General features: G+C 71.0%; 17 protein-coding genes. 1 reads left to right on the top strand and 16 read right to left on the bottom strand.

What is annotated here, in order from left to right:
• Positions 1-4 precede the first annotated feature (4 nt).
• From KME80_RS06370 to dacB, 12 genes are all read right to left on the bottom strand, one after another.
• Complete coding sequence (locus KME80_RS06370; RefSeq protein WP_219501380.1) at positions 5-205, bottom strand: hypothetical protein; 201 nt, start codon at positions 203-205, stop codon at positions 5-7.
• Between the two features lie 77 nt (positions 206-282).
• The gene (locus KME80_RS06365) at positions 283-738 is read right to left on the bottom strand and encodes a DUF3180 domain-containing protein (protein WP_219501378.1); all 456 of its coding nucleotides are present in this window, start codon (positions 736-738) and stop codon (positions 283-285) included.
• Positions 735-1238, bottom strand: coding sequence for a 2-amino-4-hydroxy-6-hydroxymethyldihydropteridine diphosphokinase (folK, locus tag KME80_RS06360; protein WP_219501376.1), 504 nt, complete (start codon positions 1236-1238; stop codon positions 735-737). Before folK ends, KME80_RS06365 begins: the two co-directional genes overlap by 4 nt.
• Positions 1235-1600 carry a dihydroneopterin aldolase gene (folB, locus tag KME80_RS06355; RefSeq protein ID WP_372455345.1) on the bottom strand — a complete coding sequence of 122 codons (366 nt, stop codon included), beginning with the start codon at positions 1598-1600 and terminating at the stop codon, positions 1235-1237. The genes folK and folB overlap by 4 nt, the downstream gene beginning before the upstream one ends.
• The gene (locus tag KME80_RS06350; protein WP_219501370.1) at positions 1590-2036 is read right to left on the bottom strand and encodes a nuclear transport factor 2 family protein; all 447 of its coding nucleotides are present in this window, start codon (positions 2034-2036) and stop codon (positions 1590-1592) included. Before KME80_RS06350 ends, folB begins: the two co-directional genes overlap by 11 nt.
• A complete protein-coding gene (gene folP / locus KME80_RS06345) occupies positions 2033-2884 on the bottom strand; it encodes a dihydropteroate synthase (protein WP_443681011.1) in 852 nt (283 codons plus the stop codon). The genes KME80_RS06350 and folP overlap by 4 nt, the downstream gene beginning before the upstream one ends.
• A 101-nt stretch (positions 2885-2985) precedes the next feature.
• Complete coding sequence (gene folE, locus KME80_RS06340; protein ID WP_219501367.1) at positions 2986-3564, bottom strand: GTP cyclohydrolase I FolE; 579 nt, start codon at positions 3562-3564, stop codon at positions 2986-2988.
• Positions 3561-5555, bottom strand: coding sequence for an ATP-dependent zinc metalloprotease FtsH (gene ftsH, locus KME80_RS06335; RefSeq protein WP_219501365.1), 1995 nt, complete (start codon positions 5553-5555; stop codon positions 3561-3563). Before ftsH ends, folE begins: the two co-directional genes overlap by 4 nt.
• A gap of 237 nt (positions 5556-5792) precedes the next feature.
• The gene (gene hpt, locus KME80_RS06330; RefSeq protein ID WP_049568591.1) at positions 5793-6344 is read right to left on the bottom strand and encodes a hypoxanthine phosphoribosyltransferase; all 552 of its coding nucleotides are present in this window, start codon (positions 6342-6344) and stop codon (positions 5793-5795) included.
• Between the two features lie 11 nt (positions 6345-6355).
• On the bottom strand, positions 6356-7312 hold the full coding sequence (gene tilS / locus KME80_RS06325; RefSeq protein ID WP_219501362.1) for a tRNA lysidine(34) synthetase TilS: 957 nt from the start codon (positions 7310-7312) through the stop codon (positions 6356-6358).
• 210 nt (positions 7313-7522) lie between these two features.
• Positions 7523-8599 carry an Rv3626c family coenzyme F420 biosynthesis-associated protein gene (locus KME80_RS06320; protein ID WP_219501360.1) on the bottom strand — a complete coding sequence of 359 codons (1077 nt, stop codon included), beginning with the start codon at positions 8597-8599 and terminating at the stop codon, positions 7523-7525.
• Between the two features lie 24 nt (positions 8600-8623).
• Positions 8624-10045: a D-alanyl-D-alanine carboxypeptidase/D-alanyl-D-alanine endopeptidase gene (gene dacB / locus KME80_RS06315; RefSeq protein ID WP_219501358.1), complete on the bottom strand. Its 1422-nt coding sequence runs from the start codon at positions 10043-10045 to the stop codon at positions 8624-8626.
• An 85-nt stretch (positions 10046-10130) separates the two neighbouring features.
• On the opposite strand from dacB, the gene KME80_RS06310 reads away from it, so the two are divergent.
• Complete coding sequence (locus tag KME80_RS06310) at positions 10131-10625, top strand: inorganic diphosphatase (protein ID WP_219501356.1); 495 nt, start codon at positions 10131-10133, stop codon at positions 10623-10625.
• Between the two features lie 3 nt (positions 10626-10628).
• Here KME80_RS06310 and KME80_RS06305 read toward each other — a convergent pair whose 3' ends face one another.
• The 4 genes from KME80_RS06305 to KME80_RS06290 form a co-directional block, all read right to left on the bottom strand.
• Positions 10629-11726, bottom strand: a complete 1098-nt coding sequence (locus tag KME80_RS06305) for a C40 family peptidase (RefSeq protein WP_219501354.1) — start codon at positions 11724-11726, stop codon at positions 10629-10631.
• Positions 11727-11785: 59 nt separating this feature from the next.
• Complete coding sequence (locus KME80_RS06300) at positions 11786-13222, bottom strand: RNA polymerase sigma factor (protein WP_219501352.1); 1437 nt, start codon at positions 13220-13222, stop codon at positions 11786-11788.
• Positions 13223-13323: 101 nt separating this feature from the next.
• On the bottom strand, positions 13324-14124 hold the full coding sequence (locus tag KME80_RS06295; RefSeq protein WP_219501350.1) for a hypothetical protein: 801 nt from the start codon (positions 14122-14124) through the stop codon (positions 13324-13326).
• A gap of 64 nt (positions 14125-14188) precedes the next feature.
• Positions 14189-15799 carry an ABC-F family ATP-binding cassette domain-containing protein gene (locus KME80_RS06290; RefSeq protein WP_219501347.1) on the bottom strand — a complete coding sequence of 537 codons (1611 nt, stop codon included), beginning with the start codon at positions 15797-15799 and terminating at the stop codon, positions 14189-14191.
• Positions 15800-15813 lie beyond the last annotated feature (14 nt).

The raw sequence follows: 15813 nt of genomic DNA, 5'->3' as shown, positions 1-15813 counted from the left end.
CCTGTCAGCAGAACTCGGCGGCGAGCACGTCGTCGAAGACGTTGAGCGGCGCCCAGTCGCCGTTGACCTGGGCGGTGAGGCGGTGGCCGCCGTCGCGGGCGCCCATGCTGTAGCACCAGGAGCCGTAGGTGGCGCCGCAGGGCAGCACCTGCTCGAAGACGCCCAGACCGTAGCGGGTGCCGGGGATCCAGCCCTCGGTGGGCACGGTGGCAAGCAGCTCGGCCGGCAGGACGCGCCCGCCGAACAGTGGCGCCAGACCTACGACGCCAGGAGGACGAGCGGCTAGCCGGGCCGCTGGTCCTCCGGATCCTTCGGGACGCGGCAGGCGTGCTCCAGGAAGAGCGCCGCCACGATCAACGCCACGCACGACAGGAACGAGCCCGTCGAGACGAAGAACTCCGACCGCGGCGTCTCCTTGGCGAAGAGCTGCACCGTGTGCAGCGCGAAGCCGCCGAACAGCCCCGCGAACACCGCGCCGCCGTAGGCCGACGCCTTGCCCAGGGCCGCCAGCCGGGCCACCGCCAGCGGCTCGACCGGCTTGGTGCCCGGCTTGCGGGCGATCCGCGCCTTCGTCATCCAGGCGGTGTAGGCCTCGCCGATCGCCAGCAGCAGCATCGTCGGGATCGCCGTCCACGGCACCAGCACCAGATCGACGTAGACCAGCCGCACCACGCCCCAGGCGATCAGCGCGACCACGACGATGAGCCCGACGAGCACGCCGGGCCGGGTCGGCCTCAATCCGGCCTCTGCAGCTTCAGGTCCTCGCGCAACCGCACACCCCGCCGGTCCAGGCCTACGAGCAGGTCGGCCACCCGGCCCCGCCCCGGCAGCTCACCGTCAGGGTCGGCCGCCGCCCACGGCACCAGGACGAACGCCCGCTCGTGCGCCCGAGGATGCGGCAGCGTCAGCTCCGGGTCGTCGCTGACCGTGTCACCCACCATGATCAGGTCGACGTCGAGCGTGCGCGGCCCCCACCGCTCCTGGCGCACCCGCCCGAACGCGTTCTCCACGCTCTGCGCCCGCTCCAGCAGCGTGCGCGGCGGCAGCGTGGTCTCCGCCACGACCACCGCGTTCAGATAAGGGCGCTGGCCCCCCGGACCGCCCACCGGATCGGTCTCGTAGACCGGCGACGCCGCGACGAACTCCAGCCCCGGCGCGTCGAACAGCGTGTCGACGGCCCCCTGCAACGTCAGGAACCGCCGCCCCAGGTTGCCGCCCAGGGCGAGGACGACCTTCATGCGCGCCTCCGCTCGATCGTCACCACCACGTCGCCGAACGGCAGCGGGATCGGCGCCGCCGGCTTGTGCACACTCACCTCGACCGACTCGACGAGCTCCCGGGCCAGGCAGACGTCGGCCAGCCGCTGCGCGAGCGTCTCGATCAGGTCGACCGGCTCGCCCTCGACCACCTTGACCAGGTCCTGGGCCAGCTCGCCGTAGTCGACGGTCCTGGACAGGTCGTCACCGGCCGCGGCCGGCGCGGTGTCGAGGAACAGCGTCACGTCGACGACGAACTCCTGCCCCAGCTCACGCTCGGCCGCGAGCACCCCGTGTCTCCCCCGGGCCCGCAGGCCCTTCAGCGCGATCCGGTCAGCGCTCAAGCTCGCCTTCCTCCTCCTCGTCGTCATCGCCCTGCAGCACCGGCGAGCCGTGGTGCATCCACAGCCGCCAGCCCTGACCCGTGCGGATGTAGACGTTGCTGGCCACCACCTTGCCGGCGGCGAAACTCGACTCGCCCTCCTCGCCCGCGGTGAGGATGTTCTCCACGCAGGTGAGCACGGCCACGTCGCCCAGCACCGTGGTGTTGACGTCGGTGAGCACGAACTGGATGTAGGTCGTGTTGGCCATGATCAGCGCCCACGACCGCAGCACCTCCGAGCGGCCCGTCAGCAGGGTCCAGCCGGGATGCACGCAGCTCACCTGGTCGTCGGCGGTGTCCTCGGCCCAGATCTCGGTCATCCTGTCGAGGTTGCCGTCCTCGATCGCGGTGTAGAAGTCCTGGTTGACCGTCTCGATGGCGGCGGTGTCGACGCTCATGTGTTGGCTCCGGCTCTCTTCCATGCTGCGGCCACGCGCACGGCGTCGGCGTTGGGACCTACGTGGTGGACCCGTACGCACCAGGCGCCCTCACGGGCCGCCAGCGCGGTCACGGCCAGGGTCGCGTCGTCGCTGCCGCTGAACGGGCGGGGGGTGCCGTCGGCGCCGGCCAGCAGCCGCCCCAGGAACCTCTTGCGTGAGGCCCCGATGAGCAGCGGATAGCCGAGCTCGGCGAGTTGCTGCGTGCCGGCCAGCAGCGCCCAGTTGTGCGCCGCGTTCTTGGCGAAGCCGAGGCCGGGGTCGAGCACGATCTGCTCCTCGGACACGCCCTCGGCGAGCACCAGGTCGACCCGCTTGGCGAGCTCCTCGCGCACCTCGGTGACCACGTCGTGGTAGACGGCGCGGCTGTCCATGTCCTGACTGTGGCCGCGCCAGTGCATCACCACGTAGGGGACGCCGGTGGCGGCGACCACGCGCGGCATGGCGGGATCGGCCAGGCCGCCGCTCACGTCGTTGACCAGCCGCGCGCCCGCCTCGACGGCGGCCCTGGCCACCTCGGCGCGCATCGTGTCGACGCTGACGGCCACGCCCTCCGCGTTGAGCGCCCTGATCACGGGCACCACGCGGGCCAGCTCTTCCTCCAGCGACACCCTGGCGGCGCCCGGCCTGGTGGACTCGCCGCCCACGTCGACGATGTCGGCCCCCTCGGCGACCAGCTCCAGGCCGCGGCGGATCGCCACGCCCTCGTCGAACCAGAGGCCGCCGTCGGAGAACGAGTCAGGGGTCACGTTGACGACGCCCATGACAAGGCACCGGTCCTCGTCGCCCAGCCCCGGCACTCTCGTCATGAGGCCAAGCCTAGGCGCTCGCCCATACCTGGTGATATCGCGGGTCCCTGGTTGTGGATAACGATCCATCCCCGGCGGAATGCATGCGGCGCGGTCAGGCGTCAGCGTCCCAGGATCAGCGCCATCGCCTCGGCGCGGGTCTTGTCGCTGGTGCGGAAGTCGCCCCGGACGGCCGACGTGACGGTCTTGGCGCCGGGCTTGCGCACGCCCCGCATGGTCATGCACAGGTGCTCGGCCTCGACCACGACGATGACGCCGCGCGGCTCCAGCACCCGCATGATCGCGTCGGCGATCTGCGACGTCATCCGCTCCTGGACCTGCGGCCGGCGGGCGAACACGTCGACCAGCCTGGCCAGCTTCGACAGGCCCGTCACCTGACCCTGGTCGTTCGGGATGTAGCCGACGTGGGCCGACCCGTAAAAAGGCACCAAATGGTGCTCACAGGTTGAGTAGACCTCGATGTCCTTGACCAGCACCATCTCGTCGTGGTCGACGTCGAAGACCTTGTTGAGCACGTCTTCCGGGGTCTGGTGCAGGCCGGAGAACTGCTCGGCGTAGGCGCGGGCGACACGGGCGGGCGTCTCGAGAAGGCCGTCGCGGTCGGGATCCTCGCCGATGGCGTACAGGATCTCGCGGACGGCCTTCTCGATCCGGCCGAAATCTACGTCGTGCGGCTTCACGCACTGTCCCCGGAAGGCAGCGCGTCCTGGTGGCCCGAGGTGAGCGAGCCGTTGGCCGACTGCTCCTTCGGCGTCAGGATCGGCGGCCGGTCGGAGGGCAGCCGCTTGCCGTAGCCCGCGTAGGAGGGACGGTGCTCCTTGACGACCACCGGGGAGAAGATCTCCAGCACCTGGGCGCGGGAGAGCGTCTCCTTCTCCATGAGCTCGAGCACCAGGTTGTCGAGCACGTCGCGGTATTCGACCAGGATGTCCCACGCCTGGTCGTGCGCCGTCTCGATCATCCGGCGGACTTCCTCGTCGATCGTGGAGGCGATCTTCTCGGAGTAGTCGCGCTCGTGGCCCATCTCGCGGCCCAGGAACACCTCGGCCTGACCGCTGCCGAACTTACGGGCGCCGAGCTGCTCGCTCATGCCGTATTCGGTCACCATGCGGCGGGCGACGGCCGTGGCCTTCTCGATGTCGTTGGAGGCGCCGGTGGTGGGCTCGTGGAAGACGAGCTCCTCCGCCGCGCGCCCGCCCAGCAGCATCGCGAGCTGGTCCATCATCTCCGACCTGGTGGCCAGGAACTTGTCCTCCATCGGCAGCGTCATCGTGTAGCCGAGCGCGCGACCCCGGGACAGGATCGTGATCTTGTGCACCGGGTCGGAGTTCGGCAGCGCGTGCGCCACCAGCGCGTGACCGCCCTCGTGATAGGCGATCATCTTCTTCTCCTTGTCAGACATGACCCGCGTCTTGCGCTCGGGCCCTGCCATGACACGGTCGATCGACTCCTCCAGCATGTCCATCGTGATCAGCTTCTCGTCGGCACGCGCGGTGAGCAGCGCGGCCTCGTTGATCACGTTGGCCAGGTCGGCGCCGGTGAACCCGGGAGTGCGGCGGGCGATGACGTCGAGGTCGACGCCCGGCGCGAACGGCTTGCCGCGCCCGTGCACCTTGAGGATGCCCTTACGGCCCTCCAGGTCGGGACGGTCGACGGTGACCTGCCGGTCGAACCGGCCCGGACGCAGCAGCGCCGGGTCGAGGATGTCGGGCCGGTTGGTCGCGGCGATGAGGATCACGCCGCCCTTGACGTCGAAGCCGTCCATCTCGACGAGGAGCTGGTTGAGCGTCTGCTCGCGCTCGTCGTGACCGCCGCCCAGGCCGGCGCCGCGGTGGCGGCCGACGGCGTCGATCTCGTCGATGAAGATGATCGCCGGGGCGTTGGCCTTCGCCTGCTCGAACAGGTCACGCACCCGGGAGGCGCCGACGCCGACGAACATCTCGACGAAGTCGGAGCCGGAGATCGAGTAGAACGGCACGCCCGCCTCACCCGCGACCGCGCGGGCGAGCAGGGTCTTGCCGGTGCCGGGCGGGCCGTAGAGCAGCACGCCCTTGGGGATCTTGGCGCCGATCGCCTGGAACTTGGCCGGGGCCTGCAGGAACTCCTTGATCTCCTGAAGCTCCTCGATGGCCTCGTCCGCGCCTGCGACGTCGGCGAACGTGGTCTTGGGGGTGTCCTTGGTGATCAGCTTGGCCTTGGACTTGCCGAAGTTCATCACCCGGCTGCCGCCGCCCTGCATCTGGTTCATGATGAACAGGAAGATCAGCACGATGATGACGATCGGCAGGAAGCTGAGCAGGAGGCTCACCAGGAAGCTCTCCTGGGGCACGTCGGTCGCGAAGCTCTTGGTCTTTTTGGCGTCGACCTGCGCCTGCAGCTCGTCGGTCAGCTTTGCGCCGTAGCCGGTGACCCAGTCAGACTGGATCGTCTTCGTCGGCGTGCCGCTGCCGCCGACCTGGATCGGGCTGTGCAGCGTCAGCTCGATCCGCTGGTCCTTGTCGATGATCTTGGCATTGCTGACATTGCCGGTGCGGATCTGCTGGAGCACCGTTGACGTGTCGGCCTGCTTGTAGTTGCCGCCGCCGCTCCAGAGCTGGGTGACGAGCAGGAGCAGCACGACGATGCCCAGGATCCACAGCAGTGGCCCACGTGTAAATCGCTTGAGATCCATCCGATGCGGAACCCCTTGCGGGCCCGTCCCTTCCTGACCATGGCCTGGAACCCCGGGAAATCCCGGGGCCGCGGCATCCGACACCGCGACTTCTGACTACCCGAAGGGGACGCAGGGTCACCCTCCCGGAGTCAGAAGGTACACCGGAGGAGCGCACGGAGGGACCGCCCGCTACACCGGTCTTGCCCTACCAACGTACGTCAAGGCACGCGGTGTTCCCGGCCACAGTCAGGATTGCTAGCGGTAAACGTGCGGCGCGAGGGTCCCGATGAACGGAAGGTTCCGGTATCGCTCGGCGTAGTCGAGGCCGTAGCCGATCACGAACTCGTTGGGGATGTCGAAGCCCACGTACTTGACGTCGATCGGCACCTTGACCGCGTCGGGCTTGCGCAGCGCCGTGCAGATCTCCAGCGAGGCCGGGTTGCGCGACTTGAGGTTCTCCAGCAGCCAGTGGAGGGTCAGACCGGAGTCGATGATGTCCTCCACGATGAGCACGTGGCGGTTCATGATGTCGGTGTCGAGGTCCTTCAGCACCCGCACGACACCCGACGACTTGGTGCCGGCCCCGTAGGACGACACCGCCATCCAGTCCATCTGCACCGGCACGTGCAACGCCCTGGCCAGGTCGGCCATCACCATGACGGCGCCCTTGAGCACGCCCACGAGCAGCAGCTCCTGGCCCGCGTAGTCCTCGTCGATGCGCCCGGCCAGCTGCTTGATCTTGGCCTGGAGCTCGTCCTCCGGGATGAGGACCTTCTCCAGATCCTTGCCCATGTCGGCAGCGTCCACCTGTTGGTTCCTTACGCGATGGGACGGATGGCGACTATCAGGGTGCCATACCGCCGGACGGCGCTCAGACCCCCGGGCAGGTCCACCGCCTTCTGCCCGTGCCACCGCGTGATCAGCCGCTCCACCGCCCGCACGTGCCCCGCCGAGAGCGCCCCGGAGGGCGCTCCCGCCGCGAGCGCCGCCCGCCGCAGCACTCGTGTCCGTACGGCCCCGGGGACCCCTTCCAGAGCCCGTACGGCCAGCGTCACGTTTCCGGCGATATCGCTTAGAGCGCAATCCTGGTACACCGATTCGGCCCACTGATCGAGCGCGTCCGCGTCCTCACGCGCCAGCCCCGCCGTCCGCGCCAGCGCCTCCGCCACCCCCGGCCCCAGCTCCCTCTCCAGAACCGGCAGCGCCACCGCCCGCACCCGAACCCGCGTGAACCGCGGATCGTCGTTGTGCGGATCCTGCCACGGAGCCAGCCCCAGCGCCTCGCACGCCGCCGCCGTCGTCGCCCGCGAAAGCTCCAGGAACGGCCGCCGATAGACGCCCGACACCGCCGCCATCCCCGCGATCGACCGCAGCCCGCTCCCCCTTGCCAGGCCCAGCAGCACGGTCTCCGCCTGATCGTCACGCGTGTGCCCCAGCAGCACCGCCGCCGCCCCATGAGCCTCGGCCGCCTCGCCCAGCGCGGCATAACGCGCATCCCTGGCCGCCGCCTCGGGCCCGCCCGCCGTGCCCACCACCACGGCCCGCACCTCACCGAACCCCAGGCCCAGCTCCCCCGCCAACGCCGCCACCCGCGCCGCCCGCTCCCCGGAACCCTCCTGAAGCTGGTGATCGACACTCACGAGCCCCGTACGCAGCCTCGCCCTCGGCCCCACGAACCCCGTCGCCGCCGCCAACGCCAGCGAATCGGCGCCCCCACTGCACGCCACGAGCACCAGCGCCCCCTCGGGCACGTCCGCCAGCGCCTCACGCACCATCCTGCGAACATCGGCTACAGCCGGATGCGGTCCCACGTCCCCATTCTCCCCGCCCGGGCCGTCAACCCGTACGAGAGCGCCGAGCTCCACCGACCATCACCCCACCGACCCGGCGCCGGAGGGGAGGGCGGAGGGCCGTCCGAGGGTGCGCCACTGAAGGCCCGCCCTGCCAATGGACGACCCGCTGCCGTCAGGCGGCCGCGCCGGAGGTCAGCTGGGGAGGGCGGGGGTGCCGATGACGCGGCGGATCCAGGCGTCCGGGTCGGAGATCTCCGCCGGGGTGGGCAGCGTGTTCGGTGAGGTCCAGACGCGGTTGAAGCCGTCCATGCCGGCCTGGCCGACGACGCGGTGGACGAAGGCGGAGCCTTCGGCGTACTGCTTCATCTTGAGCTCGATGCCGAGCAGGCGGCGGATGGTGCGGTCGAGGCGGGAGCCGCCTTCGCGGCGCTGGGCGAACTTGGCGCGGATGTCGGCGACCGACGGCACGACGGAGGGCCCGACGGCGTCCATCACGTAGTCGCCGTGCCCCTCGACGAGGGTCATGACAGCCGTGAGCCGGTCGAGGATCTCCTTCTGCTGGGGCGACTGGATGACGTCGATGAGGTTGCCCTCGCCGCCGCGGACGACGTCGGCGACGGTGTCGGCGGCGCCGCGCAGGCGGTCGACGAGCGTGGGCAGGTCGAGGTCGGAGGCGAGCAGGAAGTCGGTCATCTGGGACCGGACGTACTCGCGCAGCCAGGAGACGCCGGTGAACTGGACCCGGTGGGTCTCTTCGTGCAGGCAGACCCACAGGCGGAAGTCGTGCGGGTTGACGTTCATCTCGCGCTCGGCGTTGACGATGTTGGGCGCGACGAGCGTGAGGCGGCCGGCGGGCTCGCGTCCGCTGGGGTCGGGCGGCAGGAACAGCTCGTACTGGCCGAGGACCCGGGTGGCGAGGAAGGCGAGGACGGCGCCGACCTCGACGCCGGTGATGCGGGAGCCGACGGCGGAGATGATCGCGGGCGGCGGGTTGGCGCCGTTGGCGACCTTCTGCGTGAGGGGCTCCAGCACGACGCGGAAGCCTTCGACGTTGGCCCGGATCCAGCCGGGCCGGTCGACGATGGTCGCGGGCTGTGGCGCGGTCTCGGTGTGGATCTTGGTGAACTCGCGTACGTGGCCTTCGGCCTCGCGCGAGAGCGTGCGGAGCTCGGCGACGGCCTGCCTGGCCTCCTCCCGGCTCACTTGGGGACCGGGGCGCACCAGGCGCGTGCCGGTCGTGACGGCCAGATCCCAGTCGATCACCTGCATAACGTCCACCGTACGTGTTTCTCGTCAAGACCGCGCGACGATGGCGGCCAGCCTGTCGAGCACGGGTTCGGCGTAGACGGGGACCCGGTCGGCCAGGAAGGCGAAGGTGACCAGCCTGCCGTCCTTGGTGGTGGCGAGTCCGGCGAGCGTGTTGACGTGGTTGAGGGTGCCGGTCTTGGCCCTGACCAGGCCGACCTGGCCCTTGCTGTCGGCGCCGGTGAAGCGGCGGCCGTTGCCGAGGGTGCCGGTGAAGCCGGCGATGGGCATGCCGGAGGCGACGGCGCGCAGCTCGGGGTGCTGGGGTGAGCCGGCGAGGGCGATGGCGCGGGCCATGGCGGAGGCGCTGATGCGGTTGCGGATGGACAGGCCGCTGCCGTCGGACACCTGGACGCCCTTGGTGATGCCGAGCCGGTGGAGCACCTGGGGGACGGCCTTGGCGAGCCCGGCGAACGAGCCCGGCTGGCCTTCCTTGATGGCGACGTGCCGGGCGAGGGCTTCGGCGAGGTCGTTGTCGCTGAAGGTGAGGGTGTGCTCGACGAGGGCGTAGATCGGCGCGGATTCGACCCTGGCCAGCTCGGCGGCTCCGGCGGGGGCCTTGCCGGGGCGTACGGACCTGGCGGCGCTGATGCCGTGCTTGCGCAGGACGCCGGCGAAGGCGGCGGCGGCGTGGGCGGCCGGGTCGGCGACGCGGGGCTGGCGCTGGCCGGGGATCTGGCGGCCCTCGTCGATGGTGAGGGCGTGGACGGGGGCGACCTCGCCGTCGGGCACGTAGTTGGGCTTCCAGCCGGGCGCCTGGACGGGCCCGGTGAACAGGGAGGCGTCGTAGGTGAGCGTGACCTTGGTGACGCCGCGGGCCTTGAGCGCGGCGGCGGTGCGGGAGGCGAGCGTGGTGAGCGACGCCTGGTCGGTGAAGTCGCCGGGCTTGGCCTGGGGGCCGCGCAGCATCGGGTCGCCGCCGCCGACGAGGACGATCGCGTTCGCGGAGCCCCCCTGGACGACGCGGGTGGCCAGGCGGGTGTCGGGGCCGAGGGAGGCGAGCGCGGCGGCGCCGGTGACGACCTTGGTGGTGGAGGCGGGGGTGATGCCGGTGTCGGGGTCGGCGGCGAAGATCTGCTCGCCGGTCGTGACGTCGACGACGACGGCGCCGACGCGCTTGCCGAGCGCTTCGTCACCCAGCGCATCGGTGAGCTGCTGCGTCAAAGTACCCTTAGTCGGGAGAGGTCCGTCTCCTGACCTCGCCGGAAGCTGGGCCAGCACAGGCCCGGCGGTGACCACGGGGACGGGGGGAACCCCTTCGGGAGACGCGCTCGTCTCGGCCGGTGACGGCCGCCTCGTCAGCGCGCTCAGGTCGAGGTCGTTGTTCATCGCATAGACGCCGGTGACGATGGTCACGACCTGCAGCATGACGAGAGTGGTCAGCATCACCCACCGCTCGTGCCGCGCCACGTCGCCTGACCTCTCTCCTGGTGTTCGCCTACGAGACATTAACGCCCGCCCGGGGGTGCCCGGGGGGCCGAGCGGAGGAACCGCGGTGGAGTTCGACGTTGTCGTTGAGATTCCCAAGGGGCAACGGAACAAGTATGAAGTGGACCACGAGTCCGGCAAGATCAGGCTGGACCGGCTGCTGTTCACCTCCACGCAGTACCCCGCCGACTACGGCTTCATCGAGAACACCCTCGGTGAGGACGGCGACCCGCTGGACGCGCTGGTGCTGCTGCAGGAGCCGACGTTCCCGGGCTGCTACATCACCTGCCGGGCGGTCGGCATGTTCCGGATGACCGACGAGAAGGGCGGCGACGACAAGGTCCTGTGCGTCCCCGCCACCGACCCGCGCATGGCGCACATCCAGGACATCCACCATGTCCCGGAGTTCGACCGGCTGGAGATCCAGCACTTCTTCGAGGTCTACAAGGACCTGGAGCCGGGCAAGTCGGTCGAGGGCGCCAACTGGGTGGGCCGCATGGAGGCGCAGGCCGAGATCGAGCGCTCCTTCCAGCGGGCCAAGGACGAGGGCCACGGCCACTGACCTTCAGCGGGGCCTGGTGGCGCCCACCAGGTCCCCTCGCCACATCGACGCGATCCGCACGACGTCGCCGGTCTGCGGGGCGTGCACCATGAGCCCCGGCGCGACGTACATCCCCACGTGGTGGATGGTCGACGGGTCGTTCTTGTCGTAGCCGAAGAACAGCAGGTCGCCGCGGCGCAGCTGGTCGAGCGGCACGTGCGGCCCGGACGTCCACTGGGTGCCCGTCCAGTGGTCGAGCCGCACGCCGGCCCGCTCCCAGGCCCGCATGGTCAGGCCGGAGCAGTCGTAGCTGGCGGGCCCGTCGGCGGCCCACAGGTAGGGCTTGCCGAGCTGGGTCAGCGCCCAGTTGGCGGCCACGTCGCCCATCGAGGAGCCGCTGGAGAGCGGCACGTGCCCGATGCGGGTCTGCCGCCGCCTGGCGAGCAGTTCGGCGCGGGTGCGGGCGGCGTCGACGAGCCGTTGCAGCTCGTCGCGCCTGGCTCTGAGCTCCTTGGTCTCGCGCCGCTGCCGGGCGACCGCCTCCCGGGCGGCGATCTTGGCGCGTTCGGCCGCCTCGGCGGCGTACTGCTGGGCGGCGTGCACGCTCGCGGCGTGCGTGGTCAGGATCTCGGCGACCTCCTCGGCGTCGCGCAGCCGGGTGAGCAGCAGGCCGCGCTCGCCGCCGAGCTGCCGCAGCAGCCCGGCCCGGTGCAGGTAGCCGTCGTGGTCGCCGCGGTCGTTGAGCATGCCGAGGTATTCGGCGGGCAGCGGCAGCCCGCCGTAGCTCTGGGCGGCAAGCATCGCCACCGCCTGCCGGGCCCGCTCGACCTCCGTGGTCGCGGCGCTCTGCCGCTCGGCGGCCTCCAGGTGCGCCTGCTCGGCCTGGCGGAGCCGGACCACCTCCCCGTTGTACGCCTCCACCAGCCGCTCGGCCTCGACCGCGAGCCGGTCGAGCCGCCCCTGCGCCTCGGCCAGCTCGGCGCTTGCCGTGCCGAGCTCCTTCGCACGATCCCGTACGGCCTGCCGCGCTCTGGCGACGTCACGCGGCCCCGGTTCGGCGTGAACCGGCGGGCACAGCGCGACGACCAGGGTGGCGACCAGGAATCCGGCTCTGACGTGCATAGAATCCCCCTGCGGTCACTCTATGCACACACTTCCCAACAGTAACGAATGCCACACTCTCAGCTCGTTACAGAGGGTGATACCGACTCGGTGGGGGTCGCCGTGGCGGGCGGCGTGGCGGTGCTGGTCGGCTTGCCCGTCGGTTTCGCCGTCGGCTTCGGGGACGGTTTGGGCGACGGCGTGGGCGTCGTCGGCGTGGGCGCCGGGGTGGGGTCGGGCTGCGGTGACGGCATCACCGGCGGCTTGCCGGAGGGGCGCGGCTTGCCGGGCGGCGGGGTCACCGGGTCGACGGGGTGGACCGGGTCGAGCGTGGGGTCGCCGAGGTCGGGGCCGGTCGGCGGCGGAGTGCTCGGCACGGGCTCGGGGTCGCCGCCGATCGGGGTGAAGACGGGCGGCTGCGGGCTGGGCGTCTGCTGCCCGGCCGTCGCGGGGGTCACGCCGAGCGGGCGGGTGGCCGTGCTGTCGACCTCCACGCTGCCGGGCACCTGCCGCCGGTCGGACCAGGGCAGGGTGAGGCCGGGCGGCTCGCCCTGCGGCGGGAACGCGACGGAGGCGACGCCGGGCAGCCCGCCGACCTCCTTGCCGAAGTAGTCGAAGATCGTCGCTATCGCCACCAGGGTCGCGACCGCCGCCAGCGCGCCTGCCAGCGCCCGAGGCCACTTGCGCGGCCCCCGCTCGACGGCAACGGGAAACCCGGCGGCGTCCAGCGCCTCCGAGCGCCTGGCCACATAGCGCCGGTAGAGGTGCAGCTCGGGGTCGACGAAGCAGCTCAGCACCCGGACCCTGAGCACGTCGGGCAGCGTGATCTGCGGCAGCAGCTCGTAGACCTTGGCGGCCGACACCTGGCGGTTGCGGTGCGGGGCGCAGGTCTCGCAGCGGGCCACGTGGGCGACGAGCTGCTCGCGCATGCCGGCGGTCAGCTCGCCGGCGAAGCCGGTGAGGATGCGGGCCCGGCGCGGGCAGTCGTAGGGGCCCTTCCTGGCCAGGAACTCCACGGTGATGGCGTCGCGCAGCCGGTCGCGGGCGGCTTCGTGGGCCGTCTCGGCCTGGCGGGCGGTGACGCCGAGCACGGCGGCGACGTGCGGCATCGGCAGCCCGTGCCGGGCGTTCAGCTCCAGCGTCTCGCGGTCGGCCGTGGGCAGGCTCTGGACGGCGTTCCAGGCCACGACCCGCAGGTCGGCGTCGTCGGGGTCGGTGATCTCGGGCGCCTCGGCCAGCGTCTCGCCGGCGTCGGGCAGGTCGGCCATGCGCCTGCGCAGGCACTCGCCGCGGGCCAGCGCGTAGAGCCAGGGCCGCAGCAGGTCGGGGTCGGACAGCGCGGCGGCGTGCGCCTCGGCGGCGATCAGGGCGTCGCGGAGCGCGACCTGGGCGCTGTCGGTATTGCGCAGAAGGGTCCAGCAGTAGCGGTAGATGCCTTCGGCGTAGGTGTCGTACAGGACGGCCACGGCGCCCGGGTCACCGGAGCGCAGGGCCTCGACCAGGTCACGGTCACTCATGTAACCGAAGGTAATGGATTGGTAACTTGTAGTTCTACCGATTCCGCGGGATAAACATAGGTTGTCGCCAGCCGCTTTTACGATTTATCGCATTAATTGGGCTATTGCACCCGGGCTTTCAACGCCTGGCTGCCCCGGTCGATCTGGAACGGCTCCGTGGTCGGCTTGACCGTGTGCATCGGCACGATCCCGCCGAGCGCCAGATCCTCGTACGGCCTGCCGGTCGAGCCCCACGTGCGGGCCGTCACCTCGGTCCGCCCCACGGCGCTGCCCTGCGGGAGCCCGGTGATCGTCAGGATGAAGCGCGGCGGGCTGCCCGCCTTCACGTCGTCCACGAACGTGCTCCCGCCGCCGAGCAGCTTGCCCGCCTTGTCCCGCAGCAGCGCGTTCACCACCAGGCTGCCCGCCGGCACCTGGTACGGGTTCGACACGTACCCGGTGATCAGGTACGAGCCGTCCTTCTGGCGCAGCGTCTGCACCCGCGACACCGGGAACGGCCGGAACGCCGAGGCGATCCTGGCCGCCATCCGCCACTGGGCGGGCCGGTAGTCGATGCTCACCTTGACCGGCTTCTCCGACGCCCCGGCCTCGCCGGTGAACACCAGCGAGCCGCCCGGCGGCACCGCGTCCAGCGGCTGGTCCATCCGCACCACCTCGCGCCCGGCGGCGTCCTTGCCGACGACCGTGGCCACCACGTGCTCGCCGAAGTGCCACGGGTTGCGATTGGTCAGCACGCCCGCCCAGTTGACGGTGTAGCCGCCGGCGGACTTGACCACGTTCGACGCCTGCTCCTTGAGCGTGAGCGGCTTGAGCTGCTGTTGCGGACGTTCCTCCGACGAGCACCCGGTGAGGCAGATCGCCCCGAGTGCGAGGAGGCTGACGGTTCGGCTACGCGGGATCACTTTGCCGTGATAACCCGTTCATGGGTACGGCAGGTCCGGGACACGCGCCTGCCGTACCAAAGCTTTAACGCGCCCGTACGACCCGCTTTTCATCCCAGACCGGCTCCGGCGCCTCGTACACCACCCCGTCGGACCCGAACACCAGGTAACGGTCGAAATCCGCGGCGAACCAGCGGTCGTGGGTGACCGCCAGCACCGTGCCGTCGAAGGCGTTCAGGCCGTCCTGCAGCGCCTCGGCGCTGGCCAGGTCGAGGTTGTCGGTCGGCTCGTCGAGCAGCAGCAGCGTGGCGCCGGACAGCTCCAGCAGCAGGATCTGCAGCCGGGCCTGCTGGCCGCCGGACAGCGTGTCGAAGCGCTGCTCGGCGACCAGCCCGGCCAGCTCGTAGCGGGCCAGCGCCTTCATGGCCTCGTTCTTGAGCTTGGCGTGCTCGGTCATCACGATCTCGACGGGGGTGCGGCCGAGCAGGTCGGGCCTGGCGTGCGTCTGGGCGAAGTGGCCGGGCACCACGCGGGCGCCGAGCCTGGCGACGCCCGTGTGGGCGACCTGCTCGCCGGCGATCAGGCGCAGGAAGTGGGACTTGCCCGAGCCGTTGGAGCCGAGCACCGCGACCCGCTCGCCGTACCAGATCTCCAGGTCGAACGGCCGCATCAGGCCGGTCAGCTCCAGCCGCTCGCAGATGACCGCGCGCTTGCCGGTGCGGCCGCCCCGCAGGCGCATGCTGATGTTCTGGTCGCTGGGCGCCTGCTCGGGCGGCCCCGCCTCCTCGAACCTGCGCAGCCGCGTCTGGGCCGCGTGGTAGGGGGCGGCCATGCCGTCGTTGTAGCGCGCCTTGTTCTTCAGCATGTTGACCAGGGCCTTGAGCTTGGCGTGCTCCTCGTCCCAGCGGCGGCGCAGCTCGTCGAGGCGCTCGTTGCGAGCCCTGCGGGCCTCGGCGTAGGTGCCGAAGCCGCCGCCGTGGATCCAGATGTTGCCCGACTCGACGGTGACGATCCGGTCGGCCGCGTTGGCGAGCAGCTGCCGGTCGTGGCTGACCAGCAGCACGGTCTTGGGCGTCTCGCGGAGCTGGGCCTCCAGCCACTCCTTGCCCGGCACGTCGAGGTAGTTGTCGGGCTCGTCGAGCAGCAGCGTCTGGTCGGGGCCGCGCAGCAGCGCCTCCAGGACGAGCCGCTTCTGCTCGCCGCCGGACAGGGTGGACACGTCGCGATATTTCACGTTGTCGTACGGCGCGCCGAGCGCGGCCACCGTGCACGTGTCCCAGAGCACCTCGATCTCGTAACCACCGGCGTCGGTGTAGTCGCTGATCGCCTGGGCGTAGCGGAGCTGCGCCTTCTCGTCGTCGCGCTCCATCATGACCAGCTCGGCCTTCTCCAGCCGCGCGGCCGCCTCCCGCACCGCCGGCGGGGCCACGCTCAGCAGCAGGTCGTGCACCGTGCTGCCGTCACGCACGCTGCCCACGAACTGCCGCATCACCCCGAGCCCGCCGGAGCTGGCGACGCTCCCCTCGACCGGCTGCAGGTCCCCCGCGACCAGGCGCATGAGCGTGGTCTTGCCCGCCCCGTTGGGCCCGACGAGCGCGGCCTTGACCCCCTCGCCGATCCGGAAGGACACGTCGTTGAGCAGCGGCCGCCCGTCGGGCAGCACATACGTCAGGTGGCCGACCTCGACGTGTCCCATGGCATTTCCCCTCC

The sequence above is a fragment of the Nonomuraea ceibae genome (genome assembly GCF_019396325.1).
In the GTDB taxonomy this organism is placed as follows: domain Bacteria; phylum Actinomycetota; class Actinomycetes; order Streptosporangiales; family Streptosporangiaceae; genus Nonomuraea; species Nonomuraea ceibae.
The sequence above is the reverse complement of the archived record's forward strand: the minus strand, read 5'-3'. Positions and strand labels throughout refer to the sequence as shown.